The organism is Streptomyces swartbergensis, from assembly GCF_002148965.1.
In the GTDB taxonomy this organism is placed as follows: domain Bacteria; phylum Actinomycetota; class Actinomycetes; order Streptomycetales; family Streptomycetaceae; genus Streptomyces; species Streptomyces swartbergensis.
On record NZ_NGFN01000208.1, the window covers coordinates 1 to 15,375 of the forward strand.

Here is a 15,375-nt window from a genome sequence, read left to right on the forward strand (position 1 = left end):
CCTCCCCGCCCTCCTCGACGGCGTCGGCCTGGTCGTCGTACGCCTCCTCGGCGGCATCCGGGCCTGGCAGGACGGACTCGACCTGCTCCTCGCCGACGGCCGCCCGGTCGTCGTCCTCACCGGCGAACAGGCCCCCGACGCCCAGCTGATGGCGTCCTCCACGGTCCCCATCGGCATCGCCGCCGAGGCCCACGCCTATCTCGCGCACGGCGGCCCGGCCAACCTGGAGCAGCTCGCCCGCTTCCTCTCCGACACGGTCCTGCTCACCGGCCACGGCTTCGAGGCGCCGGCGGCCGCCCCCACCTGGGGCCCACTGCCCCGGGAGTGCCGGGACACCGACGGCCCGACCGTCGCCGTGCTCTACTACCGGGCCCACCACATGAGCGGCAACACCGCCTTCGTCGGCGCCCTGTGCGACGCGATCGAGGACGCGGGCGGCCGGCCGCTGCCCCTGTACGTGGCCTCCCTGCGCGCCCCCGAGCCCGAGCTGATCGAGGAACTCCGCGCCGCCGACGCCATCGTCACCACCGTCCTCGCCGCCGGCGGCACCAAGCCCGCCGAGGCATCGGCCGGCGGCGACGACGAGTCCTGGGACGCGGGCGCGCTCACCGCGCTCGACGTACCGATCCTCCAGGCCCTGTGCCTCACCGGCTCACGGACCGACTGGGTGGACAACGACGAGGGCGTCTCCCCGCTCGACGCGGCCAGCCAGATCGCCGTCCCCGAGTTCGACGGCCGCCTCATCACCGTCCCGTTCTCCTTCAAGGAGATCGACGCCGACGGCCTCCCGGCCTACGTCGCCGACCCCGAGCGCGCCGCCCGGGTCGCCGGAATCGCCGTACGCCACGCCCGGCTCCGCCACATCCGGCCCGCCGACAAGCGCCTCGCGCTGGTCCTGTCCGCCTACCCGACCAAGCACTCCCGCATCGGCAACGCGGTCGGCCTGGACACCCCCGCCAGTGCGGTCGCCCTCCTCAGGCGCCTGAAGGCCGAGGGTTACGACTTCGGCGACGCCGACATCCCCGGCCTGGCCTCCGGCGACGGGGACGAGTTGATCCGCGCGCTGATCGAGGCGGGCGGGCACGACCAGGACTGGCTCACCGAGGAGCAACTGGCCCGCAACCCGGTGCGGATCCCGGCGGCCGACTACCGCCGCTGGTTCGCCACGCTCCCCGGGGAACTGCGCACGGCGGTGGAGGAGCACTGGGGCCAGGCCCCCGGCGAGATGTTCGTCGACCGCAGCCGTAACCCGGAGGGCGACATCGTCCTCGCCGCCCTGCGCTTCGGCAACCTGCTGATCCTCATCCAGCCCCCGCGCGGCTTCGGCGAGAACCCGATCGCGATCTACCACGACCCGGACCTGCCGCCCTCCCACCACTACCTGGCCGCCTACCGCTGGATCGCCGCCCGGGCCGAGGACGGTGGGTTCGGCGCCGACGCGATGATCCACCTCGGCAAGCACGGCAACCTGGAGTGGCTGCCCGGCAAGAACGCCGGCCTGTCCGCCGCCTGCGGTCCCGACGCCGCCCTCGGCGACCTCCCGCTGATCTACCCGTTCCTGGTCAACGACCCGGGCGAGGGCACCCAGGCCAAGCGCCGCGTGCACGCCACGCTCGTCGACCACCTCGTGCCGCCGATGGCCCGCGCCGACTCCTACGGCGACATCGCGCGCCTGGAGCAACTCCTCGACGAGTACGCCCAGATCTCCTCCATGGACCCCGCCAAGCTCCCGGCGATCCGCGCCCAGATCTGGACCCTCATCCAGGCCGCCCGGCTCGACCACGACCTCGGCCTGGAGGACCGCCCGGACGACGACGGCTTCGACGACTTCCTCCTGCACGTCGACGGCTGGCTCTGCGAGGTCAAGGACGCCCAGATCCGCGACGGCCTGCACGTACTCGGCAACCCGCCGCAGGGCGCCGACCGCGTCAACCTCGTCCTCGCCATCCTCCGCGCCCGCCAGATCTGGGGCGGCGCGCAGGCACTGCCCGGCCTGCGCGAGGCCCTCGGCCTGGACGAGTCCGCCGCGACCCGCACGACCGCCGACGCGGCCGAGGAGCAGGCCCGCGCCCTGGTCCAGGCGATGGAGGACGCGGGCTGGGACCCGGCCGCGGTTCCCGCCGAGCACGGCGAACAGGTCGCCGCCGTCCTGGAGTTCGCGGCCCGCGAGGTCGTGCCGCGCCTCGCCGCGACCACCGCCGAGATCGACCACGCCGTGCACGCGCTGGCGGGCGGCTTCGTCCCGGCGGGCCCCTCGGGATCACCCCTGCGTGGCCTGGTCAACGTCCTCCCGACGGGCCGCAACTTCTACTCGGTCGACCCCAAGGCGGTCCCCTCCCGCCTCGCCTGGGAGACGGGCCAGGCCCTCGCCGAGTCCCTCCTGGAGCGCTACCGCACCGACAACGGCGACTGGCCGACCTCCGTCGGCCTCTCCCTGTGGGGCACCAGCGCGATGCGCACGGCGGGCGACGACGTGGCCGAGGCCCTCGCCCTGCTCGGCATCCGCCCCGTCTGGGACGACGCCTCGCGCCGGGTGACGGGCCTGGAGCCCGTCCCGTACGAGGAACTGGGCCGCCCCCGCATCGACGTCACCCTCCGCATCTCGGGCTTCTTCCGGGACGCCTTCCCGCACACCATCGGCCTGCTGGACGACGCGGTACGCCTGGCCGCCTCGCTGGACGAGCCGGCCGAGGCCAACCAGGTACGGGCCCACGTCCAGGCGGACGTGGCGTCCCATGGCGACGAACGCCGCGCCACCACCCGCATCTTCGGCTCCCGCCCCGGCACGTACGGCGCCGGCCTGCTCCAGCTCATCGACTCCCGCGACTGGCGCACCGACGCGGACCTCGCCGAGGTCTACACGGTCTGGGGCGGCTACGCCTACGGCCGCGAACTCGACGGCCGCCCGGCCCGCGAGGAGATGGAGGCCGCCTACAAGCGCATCGCGGTCGCGGCGAAGAACACGGACACGCGCGAGCACGACATCGCCGATTCCGACGACTACTTCCAGTACCACGGCGGCATGGTGGCGACGGTCCGGGCGCTGCGCGGCACGGCTCCCGAGGCGTACATCGGCGACTCCACCCGCCCCGAGACGGTCCGCACCCGCACCCTCGTCGAGGAGACCTCCCGGGTCTTCCGGGCCCGGGTCGTGAACCCCAAGTGGATCGAGGCGATGCGCCGCCACGGCTACAAGGGCGCCTTCGAACTCGCCGCCACCGTGGACTACCTCTTCGGCTACGACGCCACCACCGGCGTGGTCGCCGACTGGATGTACGACAAGCTCACCGAGACCTACGTCCTGGACCCGGCCAACCGCGAGTTCCTCCAGCAGGCCAACCCCTGGGCCCTGCACGGCATCGCCGAACGCCTGCTGGAGGCGGAGTCCCGCGGCATGTGGGAGAAGCCCGACCCGGCCGTACTGGAGGGGCTGCGGCAGGTCTACCTGGAGACGGAGGGGGACCTGGAGGGCGACGGGTGATCGTTCGGCGCCTTCACCCGGCGGGGTGGGCGGGCAGGTCGGGCACCACCTGCGGACGCAGGACCATGAGGGAGTCTTCCAAGGTCGCCACCATGGCGAAGGGGAACCGGTCGGCCTCGAGACAGAGTGCGACGTCATCGGCATGGACTCCTCGGCGCACCCCCTGCGCCAACTCGGCGGCGGCACGCGACTCGGTGGCGCGGCGGACGAACCCGGCAGCGTCCGTCGCAGCCTCCGTGGCCCTGCGGGCGATGTACTGAGCACACGCCAGATCTTCGTCTGCCTGCCCGTCTTCACCCGTGACCACGAACGTGACGCCGTCGCTCTCGCGCGTCCGCAAGACCCGGGCCGTCGCCTCCGCCACCACGAAGCCTGCGCACAGCACCAGCGACGCCTCCTTGACCGCGAGGGCGCCGACCGTCCCTGCCGTGGTCTTCTGCACGACGGTCCGTCCGCCGAGGTCGGCAGACCGCAGCAGGCCCGGCGAGTTGACCATGTCGAACCCGGGCGCGGGCGGGCCGTCCTTGAGCGCCATCCAGTCCGGGTGGCGAGCCTTGAGCGCCAGGGCTTCGTCGAGCGACTCAGCGAGAACGATCTTCTCCGCTCCCTGGCCGAAGGCCCAGGCCGCCACGGTGTAGGCGCGCATCACGTCGACCACGACCGCCACCGAAGGGACGTCGACGAGCTCTGGTATGCCAAGGAAACGCGTGTCCATACATCCCCCTCCGGATGCCCGTTCAGCCGTCCTTGCCCCGGTCGAACCACATCGTCGCCACCGTCGCCAGCAGACCGGCCCAGAACAGCACCTGCGGGACCGTGCGTCCCGTCCACGGGATCTGGGTGATCAGCAGGGCGCAGACCATGGCCCACGCGGCCTGGGCCAGGACGACACGGGGCCAGGTGCGACGGCGGAGCAGCGAGCGCAGATTGACCTGGACGCCGGCGCGCAGCCTCCGGTACCTCAGCAGGGCGCCCAGGACCCAGACCACGGCCATGGGGACGAGGTCCCAGAGCCGCTGGCCCAGCGGCAGCGGCAGCTCCCGCTGGGTCTCGCCCTCGGTCGCGAACAGGTCGATGCCCACACCGGCGAGAGCCAGGCAGAGCAGGGCCGGCCAGCGGATACCGCGCAGCAGACGGTAGGAGGCGTCGTCCAGGCCGCTGCGCATCGGCGCGGAGTCCGGGGCGGCGGCCAGCGCGTCGGCGTACAGGGTGGCGGCCTCCGCCGCCTTGACGCCGGGAGCGGTCGCCACCTTCTTCGTCCGCCGGGCCAGGGCCTGCTCGTGCTGCGGGTCGAGCCGCAAGATGGCCTCGTCGAGCTGATCGGCGACGGTCCGGTTGCCCGCCATGTCGGCGATCAGCCACGCCACCTCGTAGGCGAACACCTCCTCCGGCCCCAACCGGATGGCTTCCTGGGCGAGTTCGCCGGCCTCCCGCAGGGCGGCGTCCTGGTCCTCGCGCCGGACCTGGCCGCCGTTGGCCTGTCCGGAGCGGATCGCCCTGATGCGCCACAGCCAGTGGGCGAGCAGCGCGTAGCCGTACCAGTTCTCGGGGGCGAGTCGGATCACCTCGCGCAGGACGCCCTCGGTCTCCAGGAAGCGGCCCGCGGCACGCAGGGCGTGCGCGTGCATGACGAGCGCCCCGATGTCCTCGGAGTCCAGCGCCAGCGCCCGCTCCGTAGCCTCCAGGGCCTTCGGCCCGTCCTTGTCGTCCCCGAGATGGCTGCGGGCGAGCTTGACCCAGGCCCGGACGTCGTCGGGGTCTTCCGCGAGCCGCCGCGCCAGCAGCTCGCGGGCCTCGTCGTACCGCTTGAGGTCGATGAGCAGGTCGGCCCGCTCCACGGCGGGGTGCACGGTGGCGGTCACAGCTTGCGCCTCTTCTTCAGGTACGCCACCAGGTCGTCGTACATCCCGCCCTCGTTGGCGAACATCGCCACGTTCCGCGCGGAGGCGAACCACGGCTCGGCGGACGGGACGACCTCCTTCGCGGCGGCCAGCAAGTCCTTCATGCCGATCATCCGGACCGTCCCGGTGCGCGCCGAGTCCAGCAGCGCCCGCTCGGCCGCCGCCTCGCAGACATGGGCCAGGTCCGCGCCCGACAGGCCGTCCGTGGCCTTGACCAACTTGCCCAGATCGACGTTCTCGATGGGCCGGTCCCGCAGGTGGTAGCGGAGGATCGCCTCCCGGGCCGGACCGTCGGGCGGCAGGACCAGGATCGTCCGGTCCAGCCGGCCGGGACGGCGCAGGGCGTTGTCCACGTCCCAGGGCACGTTCGTGGCGGCCAGCACGAACACACCCTCGTTCGCCGCCGAGTCGATGCCGTCCAGCTCGGTGAGGAGCTGGTTGACCGTGTTGCGCATACCGCTGTGCGCGGTGCGGCTGCGCTTGGCGCCGAGCGCGTCCAGCTCGTCCAGGAAGACCACGCAGGGCGCCTGGCGGCGGGCGGTCTCGAAGACCTCGTGCATGTTGCGCTCGGAGTTGCCGATCCACATGTCGAGCACGTCGTTGACCGACACCGACAGGAACGCGGCGCCGAGTTCCCCGGCGACCGCGCGGGCGATGAACGTCTTCCCGCAGCCGGGCGGCCCGTACAGCAACAGCCCGCCGCGCAGGCTCTTGCCGTACAGCTTGCGCAGCTCGGGGTTGCGCAGCGGCGCCAGGAACGCGGCCTCCAGGCGCTCCTTGACGTCCTGCATGCCGCCGACGTCGGCCAGCCGCACCCCGCCGGGCGTCTCCACGTCCCAGGCCTCGGCACCGCCGGGATCATCCTGTCCGTCCGCGCGGACCGGCGCCTCGACGAACCGCGGCGGCACCACGTCGCCGACCTGCTCCTCGGCGGCCCGCCAGTCGAACCCCGGCCGCTGACCCGGGGGTTGCGCCGGCGTCGGGGCCGGCGCGTCCATCGCCCGGGCCATCAGGTCACGGGCCTGGGCGTCGCCCGGCGCGTGCTGAAGGGCCACGGCCGCCTCGGCGACGGCGGCCTCCGACCGGCCCGCATCCAGCAGGAGCTGGGCCAGGTGCAACCGCAGGGGTACGTCCGCGGGAGCGGCGGCGACGGCGGTACGCAGACTCTGTATGAGAGGGGAGTCGTCCGGCATGATCCAAAGCCTACGCCCGGCCTACGACACCTCGTGAGGCGCTCGGCGTCCAGCCACTATGCTCACTTCATGCCGGAGGCCGGAAGCAAGGGCTCCCGAGACGGCAAGGCTGAAGAGGCGAACGGCCCGAGGACATGCTGAGAGAGGTCACCGCGACCCGCTATGTCGCACCCCTGACGTCCGGCGGATCCGTACCCGGAGTCGTCGAGGCCGACGACCTGGGCACGTACGTCGTGAAGTTGTCCACCCAGAGGTGCTGACCTGCGGTGATGTGGTTACCCCTGTGGCTGACCTGCGGCGATGCGTCTTTCAGCGTCTTTCACGCGCGTGCACTCTTATGCGCTCGATCCTCCCCACGCGCTCCCCAGCGGCGCGGATACTCCCCATAATCTCCCCAGGGGTGTCGAGTTCCGGGCAGCGGTGATAGCCGGAATCACCGCTGCCCGGAACACGCTGAGTGACTGCAGTCGGAGGCGGGACGGGGCGATGCACCGAGCCAGCCTCGTCATGGTCAGTTGTCCCGGAAGGGACCAGCGGCCCCGTGACCTTGTGCGATGAGTGGCTGAGGTGCGATGACCAGCAAGCATGGCCTTTCGGGTTCGACGGAGCCGACGGCCAGGCCGACTGCTCGGCGACGCGCGGTCCGACCAGCCTGCGGAAGGTGGTAGGCCTTGTTGTCGTTGCAACACCTCTGGACGACGCTCAGGCCGGGTGTCCCGTCGCGCACGTGATCGCCATCATTCGGTTCGGCTGTGCGGAGCGGGTCTCGTCGTGGGGCGGCATGCGCAGTCGTTCAAGCCGGAGGGCTGGGGCATCAGTTGTTCCCCGGTGGGCCAGTCTGGGTCTTCTGGCGAACGTGTTCGCCGGGCATGTTGAAGGGTGGCAGAAGGCGAGCTACCCCGCACAGGTGCGCGGACCCGTATGGTCGGGCGTCACCTCTGGCCCGGGCGCACCACGGTGACCGGGCAGTGCGCATGATGGAGCACGACCTGACTGACCGATCCCAGGAGCAGTCCGGTGAATCCTCCGCGTCCGCGCGCACCGACCACCATCAGCTGGGCGCCACGACTCGCCTCGATCAGCGTGGGCCGCGTACGCCCTCGCACGACACGTGCATGCACGGTCACCCCAGGGTGTTCCTCCCGGTGCCCGGACAGCGCCTCGTCCAGGAGTCGCTCCTCGTGCGCCTGAAGATTCTCGACATCACCGACCAGGTCCAGCAGGTCCACCGGACGGGTATCACCGTGGTCGCTCCACGTCCCCCATACGTGCAGTGCCACCAGGTCCGTGCCTAGCATCGAAGCTTCGTCGAAGGCGAACGCGATCGCCCCCCGGCTGTGCGGCGTGCCGTCCACCGCCACCAGCACCGGCCCGTCCTTCGTCGGCCGGTCCCGCACCACCATCACCGGGCAGTGGCTGTGAGCGGCCAGGTGGACCGACGTCGATCCCAGCAGCAGCCCTGCGAAACCGCCCGAGCCGCGATGGCCCACCACCATCAGCTGTGCCGTCCTCGACTCCGCCTCCAGGGCTGTAACCGCTTCCCCCGCGACGACCGCGTGGTCGACAACCACCTCGGGCGCGGTGGCCAGAGCCCGTTCGACGGCTTCGGCGAGCAATTGCCCGACGGATTCCTGCACACCTCCCGCGGGCGGGCCCAGCGGTGATCCGCCGGGCGGAACGTGCATGGCGGGCCAGATGAAGGCATGGACGACGTGCAGCCTGGCTTCCCTCATCCGGGCCTCTTGTGCCGCGGCCACCACGGCGGCCAGCGCGGAGGGGGAGCCGTCCACTCCCACCACGACCGGCCTGGGCACCACGCTGCGTTCTCCTCGTTCGCCATGGCGTCGACGCGGACGACAGCCCGGCGTCCTGCCCTCCCAGCCTCTCGCACCGCCCATACAGGCGCCACCAGGCGCAGGCACCGGCTTAACCGCAGAAGTGCGGAGCGAAGTCTGTTGCGTCTCCAATGGCACCGGCGACCAGCTCGGGCGGGTCGCTCATCGGGACATGGCCGCAGCCGGGCAGCGGGACGAGCCGGGCTGCGGGGATCATGCTCTTGGCGCGGGTGGCCTGCCGCGGCGGCAGAAGGCGGTCGCGCGTTCCGCAGGCGATGGTGACCGGCACGCCGGGGATGCCATGTCCCCGGCCGTGTAGCCGCCCGGCCCGCAGGTGGCGGTGAACGCCTGTGTTGTCCGCGGTGTCTTCAGCGCCAAGAGCGTTTCCTCCGGCGGGCACAGGCCCGGTCGGCCGTAGAAGGTGCCGGTCAGGGCAGCGCGTCCGGCCGCGCTGCCTTCCAGGCGGGCGATGGCCGCTTCAGGCAGGAGGGGGTTCCGTGCCGTGCCGCGTTCAGCACCGCGCAGGCGTAGCGTCGCTCGGCGCCGGTCCAGAAGCCCGCGGGAGCCCGGCAGGTCAATGGCGATCGTTTCGTATCCCTCATCGTCCGCTGGACCCTTTTGTCCCACCGTTGGGATGAATCACGATCCGTCACCGGGCGACGGCCGGGACCAGCCAGCCCACCGGCAGGACGTGCAGGCGCCAGGACTGATGCGCAACGAGACGCCGTCACCTCGCCGGGAGTGGGCGCCCGTCGAACCGAACGCCCTCCCCTGGCGCCGTCGGCCGCCTGCTTCCCGCGGTTGTGTCCTGCGGGCGTGAAGATGCGGAAGTGGTTCCTTGCGGTCACTGTGGGGTCGGGGGTGGGGGCCGGTTACCGGCCGATCTTGACCGAGCATCGGACTAGCCGAAGGAAACGTGATGGCCGTAGCTTCAGACATGCTCGTCCCGGCGCTGCGTCAGGTCCGCAAGGCCGAAGTCGCGCTGGCCAACCGCTTCAACGCCCACCTCGCGGGCACGCCCGCCGGGGAGTACCGGGAACTTTTGGAGCGCCGCGCCGGCGACGCCCGTGGGCACATCTACCGCATTGACGAACGTCTCGGAACCTTGCAGTCCCGCGGGCTGATGCAGACCGTTCTGGGAAATGCCTGGCGCCTGACCTGGCAAGCCGCCCGGTTGCCCTTCAACGTGACCATGGCCGTCCCCGGCACCGTGTTCCGGGTCCGAGGACCGGCAACGGAGCACCAGTTGCTGAAGAACATCGAGGACGAATACGCGGCCAGCGCGTTCGCCGTGGCCATCTGCCGGGCCGCCGAGCGCATCGCCCAGGAGGCCCAGGACGCCGCCAGCTCTGAGCTGCTCAGTTCCATCCGCCGCGACCACGAGGAGACGATGGAAGAGCTCGGCAACAGCCTCGAGCAGCGCGCCGAGGCCGCAGTGGTGGCCGCCCAGACCACTGACGGCTGGAACGCCACGGGCGCCGCCCAGGCGGTCCGCGCCTGGAGCAGCTGGCTGCGGGAGACGGCCGAACGCATGCCGGGTGCGGACCGGTTCCAGGGAGCACCCGAGGGAGCCCTCATCAGGGACTACGAGCTGCCGATGCCCGACTACCGCAGGCTCAGCACCAACGCCATCCTCGAACGGCTCCCGCACCTCGCCCAGAGGGATCTGGCCACGGTCGGCGCCTATGAGCGCGCACATGCCGCCCGGCCCCCGATCCTGAGCCGGATCGCTGATCTGCTGGGGCCGGAGCCCTGGCCCGGCTACGACAGCATGAACGAGGACGAGATCATCAAGCGGCTCGGTGACGCGGAAGAGGGCCTCACCCGGCGGGTGCTGACCTACGAGCGTCGCCATCAGGCACGCTCCGGCATCCTCACCGCCGCCGAACGAGTCCCCGCCTGACCGGACCGGCCGGCCTTTTTCTGCTGGCGCTGTCACACCCCTGGCTCACGCGGCTGGCCGCGTGAGCCAGAGGTTTCAGCACTTGTAGGCTCCTGGCTATGGGGGGAGTCGCCGTTCGGGGGACATACGGCGAACGCGACCTGGGCTGCGGCCAGAAGCGCGCGCAGCTCGTCAATGACCGGCCGGTAAAGGGGCAGCGTCAGGTGGCCGACGCCCGGCACCAGCAAGTTGCGGGCCTTGAGGTCCGGATGGTCGACGCGGCCCCTGGCGGCGGGGATGACGGCTTCGTCCAGGTCGCTGTAGAAGGCCACGAACCGGGTGCGGCATCCTGCGGCCGGTTCGGCGAGTTCGGTCAGCAGCTCGCTTCCCGGGCGTAGCTGGCGCAGCAGTGGATGGGCCGGGGCCAGCATGGCGGTGGCGGTCCCGCCGTGCGGCGTCGCCAGTGTGATCAGCAGCGGCACATGCGCGTCACCGCCGAGCCGCTGCACGTAGTAGCGGGCGATGAGCCCGCCCAGGCTGTACCCGATCACGACCGCGGGCCGTCCCTCGCCGGCACACGCCTGCTCGACCTGGTGGCCCAGTGACCGGGCCGCCGTGCGGATGTCCGCTCCGAATGCGTTGCAGGCAACCGGGATGAAGGGGCCCACACCGTTGCCACGCAGCTCACGTTCCAGCGGCGGGACGACCGATGCCCCGTCGGCCAGCCCGTGCACCAACAGCACAGGTATCCCCGCATCGGCGGGGAGAGGGTCGCCCGGGCCCGTCGGCCGCCCGTGCAGGACACGGCCCAACAACCCGGTCAGCTGCCCGACGCTCTCCGCGGCCATGTCGAGCGGGAGCCGGGCCAGACGTATCACCGCCCGGCTCGCCTCGACACCCATGCCGCGTGCCGGTGACAGCCCCGGCACGGTCAGCTGCGGCCTGAGAGGAATGCCCGTAGCCGTTCACCTCCCTGCACGAACCGCACCTGTACTGCCTGGCGGAAGAGCTGGACAGAGAACTATGTGGGAAAAACATTCTGCAAGTCGGCTCGATTCCTTCATTCGCTACGTTTCACTGTGGACGCTCCCGGTCACAGATGCCATTCGAGGTGTCCTCGCCCCCCGGATCAGCGCGGTCCGCAACCGCGGCGGCTCTGCGACAGCCGCGCAGGCGCAAGCGGAGCCCCGGCCCTACGGTGGTCCTGAGAGGGCCCTCGAACCGGCCCGGCGCTGTGGAGGAGGCTGCGGATGGATGAGCACTTCGTCTGGGTAACGACACGCCGCCTTCGGCCGGGCACCCTGGGGGAGTTCGAGAGGGCATGGCGCCCCGATCCCTACCCACAGGGGATGCGCCGCGCCTTCGCGTACTGGTCCGAGGACGGACAGGAGATCACCGGGGTGTCGTTCTGGGACTCCAAGGAGGCGTGCGACTCCTGGCGGGACTCCGAGCCGGAGAAGCAGCGGCGCGCGGCCATGGCCTCGTACGTCGTCGAGGAGCGGGAGCGTTTCTGCCGCGGCCGTGAACTCGCCGTCCCTCAGCGATAGCTGTCGGTGACCGGACGCCGCCCCGAGCTGCCGCAAACATGGTGGACCACTGCTGCCCGTCATCAAAGATCACTTCCTGGCAGAGCATGGTCCGATGCGCCGACGCGAACTCAATGGCCAAGAGCGGGGTTTGCTCGCTCCGCTCATACCGCGGGCCCTGACTGGCCGACCGAGGGTGGATGACCGGCAGGTCATCAACGGGATGATCTACAAGATACGCACCGGTCTGCAGTGGCGTGATCTGCCCGACCGTTTCGGGCCATGGCAAACGGTCTACACCCCGCTTTCGTCGCACGCGTTGAGCGGTGTCTTTGCCCAGGCCCTCCAGCAGATCCAGGCCCAGGCTGATGCGGCCGGCGACATCGACTGGCTGGTACAGATCGATTCCACCTTCGGGGCCTGCCTCGGCCGTCGCAGATGAGGTGGATCTTGGTGGTCAGACCTCCGCGTGATCGACCGAGGGCTGATCGTCCGGTTCGTCCGGCCGACGCGTCCCCACGAACCGGTGGTGCAGAAGGGCGACCGGCACCGCGTCGGCGGTCACGGACTCCACCTGGTGCACGCCCTCAGCGACCGAGTCGTCGTTGCTTTCCGCACCATAGGAAAGCAGATCACCGCCCATCTGCCCCTCACCGCGCACGACGACGGGGGCTGGAGCCGCGGCCGGCCCCTGCGTAACGCCCACGTCGCGCCGTCGCTGGACAGCGTGTTGCTCCGTGCCTACGGGTGGGGTCGCCTTGAGCAGGCCAGTGCCAATGACCAAGGCGGTCAGCGTGAATCCGGCGCGGTGAGGAAGGCCACACGGTATCCGCCGGCCGGCGATTCCGCCTCGGTCTTCCCTGCGGCGGTGAGGCTGTTCGTACGCGGGCTGACGAGAGCGCTCAGCACGGTCAGGCCCATGGCGCCCCCGATCTGCTGAGTGGTGTTGAACAGCCCGGAGGCGATGCCGGACTCGGCGGGCGTCACGTCAGACATGCCGAGCCCCATGATGGCGGGCGCTGCCAGGCCGAAGCCCAGTCCCACGACAAGACTGGCTGGGAGGAAGTCACCAGGTAGACGCCATTGACGCGGGCGAACGACAGCATGACGAACGCCCCGGCGATGAGGGTGAACCCAAGCAGGAGCATCCGCGCGCTGGCCGAACCTGGTGATGAGCCGGGTTGAAAGGCCGAGGGACACCACCGCGATCACTACGGCGATGGGCACGAACCCCATACCGGCCTGCAGCGAGCCGTACTTCAGCACTCGCTGCAGGTAGAGCGTGCCGAAGAACAGCAGCGGCAGCAGCGGCTTGGCAGCCGTGGCCTGGCGGGCGACAAACCCGATCAGCAACAAGAGGGACACAGGACCGAGCAGCAAGGTCTGGGGCGCTCCCCAGCCAACACGCTCAGCGTCCACGATGGTGTACACCAAGAGCATCATGCCGGCCATGACCAGCAAGGCTCCCAGGAAGTCAGTGCCCTTGCCCATCCCCTCGCCGCGGTCCCCGGGGAGCACTCGCGCGCCGACCAGAACGAGGACGGCACCGATCGGTGCGTTGATGAAAAAGATCCAGTGCCAGCTGAGCAGATCGGTGAGAACGCCGCCGAGCAGCGGCCCGACCGCTCCGCCGCCTGCCGCATCGGCGCCGTCATCGTGGGCCTGGCGACCCTGATCGGCACCGGCGCCGCCCTGTGGCCGCTCATGAAATAGCCTTCGATCGACCACGCTGGGTCCCGGCAGTTGGAATGCCAGGGACGGAGCGTGGTCACCAGATGGCTATCCGAGCCAGATGACTGGGGAAGAGTCAGTGTTCCAACCCTGCGCTATTCGGCTTGGTAGCTGGTGAGAGTCCTCTCACGGGGCTGCTCTATCTCGGCAGCCGGCACAGCAGTAGTTCGGACAGACTGGACAGTCGGACCTCCGTGCTCTCTCAGCCGACGTGGAGGATCCGGAAGCGATCGGGTTCCGCCGGATCTTGATCGACGACTTGGATCGGCGTCGACGCCCATTGCCAGACGCTGATGCCTGGCACGCGGGAGAACCGGATCTTTCCGCGGGTTCCTTCGACTGCGACGCGCGGCCAGGATGCGGCCGTGCTCGCCCGGTCCGTGCCGTGAGAACGCAGCACGTTGGCGAGGACGGCGATCGTGTCGTAACCCTCGAAGGCGACGAAGGAGGGCGCTGCAGCCAGCCGTTCGCGGAGGGCCGTCTCGACGCGTGCGCCAAGTGGGCTGAGGTGATCGGGAAGGTAGCGCAGGAACGGGATCGCGGCGCTGTCGCCGCCCAGCGACGTCGCCCATTCGGCGAACTCCGGTTGCCCGGCCGGAGCACCGATCATGATCTCGGCGAGGCGCGGGTCGCGGCGGACGGACTTGACGATCGACACGGCCGGCTCCGGGTGGCCGACCAGAAGGAGGAGGGCTGTCGCGCGATGGTCGACGAGTTCGTCGCACACGGCCGTGGGGGTGAGCGCGCGCATGTCGAGTTCGATGACGGTGCCGCCGCGTGGAGCGAGGTAGTCCCGCAGAATGCGGGTCCCAGATGCCCAGTAGGCACTCGACTGGGCTGCGACGGCGATTCGACGGTGGCCCGCGCCGAGGAGGAAGTCCGCGTAGACCTGCCAGCCGCGGGACTGCGGCGGGGAGAGGCGCGCGACCCATTCCGTCGGCTGTTCGGTGAGCGCGTCGAGAACCGCTGACGAGCAGAGGAACGGCAAGCCGAGGGCGTCGGCCCTGGCTGCAGCGGCGCGAGCGACGATGCTGTGATACTCCCCCGCCAAGGCGGCCACACCCAGGCGAGCCAAGTCATCCACGGCCGCCGCGGCCCTCTCGGGATCAGCCGCGGTGTCTCGGACCACCAGCTCGAGTGGTCTTCCGCCGATCCCGCCGGCGTCATTGACGTCGCGAACGGCCAGCTCAAGTCCAGCGAGCACGTGTTGGCCTGCCTCTGCCCAGCCGGGCCGCGTCAGCGGAACGAGAGCGCCGATCTGGACGGACAACCCGTCAGTCCGCTGTGTTCCAGGTGGCGATGGTGGCGTATTCATGCGTTGGCGTCTCCCGTGTGACGATTCGGCCGCAGGCTGTCCGGATCGTAGAGTGGCAAGGCCGCCCGGTAGTACGCGTTCATCTCATCCCACCGTGGCGGGCGCACCTGCGTGACCATGCCGGACATTGCATCCACCACCATCACCAACACCCGGCTGTCCTGCGCGAACCTGGCCCACCTGTGTGCCGTGCTGGGGGCGATGCCAAGGAGGGGCCTTGACCCGGAATCTTGGACACGGGCTATGCGGCTTGGGTCAGGGTAGTTGATGTTGTGTCGAGTGCTGTCTCGTAGGCGATGGGACTGCGTTGTCCGAGGCGGGAGTGACGGCGTCGGGTGTTGTAGCGGTTGAGCCAGCCGAACGCGTCGAGGCGGGCCTCGCGTTCACTGGACCATGTCTTGCGGCCCTGGAGCGTCTCGCGTTTGAACGTTGCGTTGAAGGACTCGGCGAGTGCGTTGTCCGCGCTGGAGCCGATCGCGCTCATGGACTGGCGGACGCCGGCCTGGCGGCA

Annotated in this window: 13 protein-coding genes and 2 pseudogenes; 5 read left to right on the plus strand and 10 right to left on the minus strand. The window is 70.6% G+C overall.

What is annotated here, in order from left to right; genetic code table 11:
- Positions 1 to 3,481, plus strand: a 3,481-nt coding sequence (cobN, locus tag CA983_RS27815) for a cobaltochelatase subunit CobN (protein WP_086603584.1), incomplete at its 5' end; no start/stop codon positions are given.
- A gap of 13 nt (positions 3,482 to 3,494) precedes the next feature.
- Here cobN and CA983_RS27820 read toward each other — a convergent pair.
- From CA983_RS27820 to CA983_RS27830, 3 genes are read right to left on the minus strand one after another with little or no spacing between them, the layout of a single operon-like run.
- The gene (locus tag CA983_RS27820; RefSeq protein ID WP_086603585.1) at positions 3,495 to 4,196 is read right to left on the minus strand and encodes a 2-phosphosulfolactate phosphatase; all 702 of its coding nucleotides are present in this window, start codon (positions 4,194 to 4,196) and stop codon (positions 3,495 to 3,497) included.
- Between the two features lie 22 nt (positions 4,197 to 4,218).
- The gene (locus tag CA983_RS27825; RefSeq protein WP_244207137.1) at positions 4,219 to 5,343 is read right to left on the minus strand and encodes a tetratricopeptide repeat protein; all 1,125 of its coding nucleotides are present in this window, start codon (positions 5,341 to 5,343) and stop codon (positions 4,219 to 4,221) included.
- Positions 5,340 to 6,575, minus strand: coding sequence for an ATP-binding protein (locus CA983_RS27830; RefSeq protein WP_086603587.1), 1,236 nt, complete (start codon positions 6,573 to 6,575; stop codon positions 5,340 to 5,342). Before CA983_RS27830 ends, CA983_RS27825 begins: the two co-directional genes overlap by 4 nt.
- A gap of 134 nt (positions 6,576 to 6,709) precedes the next feature.
- On the opposite strand from CA983_RS27830, the pseudogene CA983_RS48980 reads away from it, so the two are divergent.
- Positions 6,710 to 6,820: pseudogene (locus CA983_RS48980) on the plus strand (HipA family kinase); the annotation flags it as partial.
- Positions 6,821 to 7,507: 687 nt separating this feature from the next.
- Here CA983_RS48980 and CA983_RS27835 read toward each other — a convergent pair.
- Both CA983_RS27835 and CA983_RS49255 read right to left on the minus strand, forming a co-directional pair.
- Positions 7,508 to 8,389 (minus strand): universal stress protein, encoded by an 882-nt coding sequence (locus tag CA983_RS27835; RefSeq protein ID WP_086603593.1) that lies wholly within the window; start codon positions 8,387 to 8,389, stop codon positions 7,508 to 7,510.
- Positions 8,390 to 8,501: 112 nt separating this feature from the next.
- The gene (locus CA983_RS49255; protein WP_341866695.1) at positions 8,502 to 8,810 is read right to left on the minus strand and encodes an alpha/beta fold hydrolase; all 309 of its coding nucleotides are present in this window, start codon (positions 8,808 to 8,810) and stop codon (positions 8,502 to 8,504) included.
- A 519-nt stretch (positions 8,811 to 9,329) separates the two neighbouring features.
- Here CA983_RS49255 and CA983_RS27840 point away from each other — a divergent pair.
- On the plus strand, positions 9,330 to 10,313 hold the full coding sequence (locus tag CA983_RS27840; RefSeq protein ID WP_143645571.1) for a hypothetical protein: 984 nt from the start codon (positions 9,330 to 9,332) through the stop codon (positions 10,311 to 10,313).
- Between the two features lie 32 nt (positions 10,314 to 10,345).
- On the opposite strand, the gene CA983_RS27845 is transcribed toward CA983_RS27840, so the two are convergent.
- Positions 10,346 to 11,194, minus strand: coding sequence for an alpha/beta hydrolase (locus tag CA983_RS27845; protein WP_086603589.1), 849 nt, complete (start codon positions 11,192 to 11,194; stop codon positions 10,346 to 10,348).
- 348 nt (positions 11,195 to 11,542) lie between these two features.
- On the opposite strand from CA983_RS27845, the gene CA983_RS27850 reads away from it, so the two are divergent.
- Positions 11,543 to 11,839 carry a hypothetical protein gene (locus CA983_RS27850; protein WP_086603590.1) on the plus strand — a complete coding sequence of 99 codons (297 nt, stop codon included), beginning with the start codon at positions 11,543 to 11,545 and terminating at the stop codon, positions 11,837 to 11,839.
- 94 nt (positions 11,840 to 11,933) lie between these two features.
- Positions 11,934 to 12,260: a transposase gene (locus CA983_RS27855; protein ID WP_086603591.1), complete on the plus strand. Its 327-nt coding sequence runs from the start codon at positions 11,934 to 11,936 to the stop codon at positions 12,258 to 12,260.
- Here CA983_RS27855 and CA983_RS49670 read toward each other — a convergent pair.
- From CA983_RS49670 to CA983_RS27875, 4 genes and pseudogenes are all read right to left on the minus strand, one after another.
- A pseudogene (locus CA983_RS49670) lies at positions 12,226 to 12,330 on the minus strand (IS5-like element ISNeu3 family transposase); the annotation flags it as partial. The gene CA983_RS27855 and the pseudogene CA983_RS49670 overlap by 35 nt on opposite strands.
- A gap of 277 nt (positions 12,331 to 12,607) precedes the next feature.
- Entirely contained in the window at positions 12,608 to 13,546 is a 939-nt protein-coding gene (locus CA983_RS27865; RefSeq protein ID WP_208637059.1) for an MFS transporter, read from the minus strand.
- A 205-nt stretch (positions 13,547 to 13,751) separates the two neighbouring features.
- Positions 13,752 to 14,864: an ABC transporter substrate-binding protein gene (locus CA983_RS27870; RefSeq protein WP_086603592.1), complete on the minus strand. Its 1,113-nt coding sequence runs from the start codon at positions 14,862 to 14,864 to the stop codon at positions 13,752 to 13,754.
- A gap of 241 nt (positions 14,865 to 15,105) precedes the next feature.
- Positions 15,106 to 15,375: integrase core domain-containing protein (locus CA983_RS27875; protein WP_143645572.1), on the minus strand; the 270-nt coding region annotated here is incomplete at its 5' end.

Coding starts and splice junctions, on each gene's coding strand:
- CA983_RS27820 (WP_086603585.1), bottom strand. CDS start 4,196: ATGGACACGCGTTTCCTTGGCATACCAGAGCTCGTCGACGTCCCTTCG.
- CA983_RS27830 (WP_086603587.1), bottom strand. CDS start 6,575: ATGCCGGACGACTCCCCTCTCATACAGAGTCTGCGTACCGCCGTCGCC.
- CA983_RS27840 (WP_143645571.1), top strand. CDS start 9,330: ATGGCCGTAGCTTCAGACATGCTCGTCCCGGCGCTGCGTCAGGTCCGC.
- CA983_RS27845 (WP_086603589.1), bottom strand. CDS start 11,194: ATGGGTGTCGAGGCGAGCCGGGCGGTGATACGTCTGGCCCGGCTCCCG.
- CA983_RS27850 (WP_086603590.1), top strand. CDS start 11,543: ATGGATGAGCACTTCGTCTGGGTAACGACACGCCGCCTTCGGCCGGGC.
- CA983_RS27855 (WP_086603591.1), top strand. CDS start 11,934: ATGCGCCGACGCGAACTCAATGGCCAAGAGCGGGGTTTGCTCGCTCCG.
- CA983_RS27870 (WP_086603592.1), bottom strand. CDS start 14,864: ATGAATACGCCACCATCGCCACCTGGAACACAGCGGACTGACGGGTTG.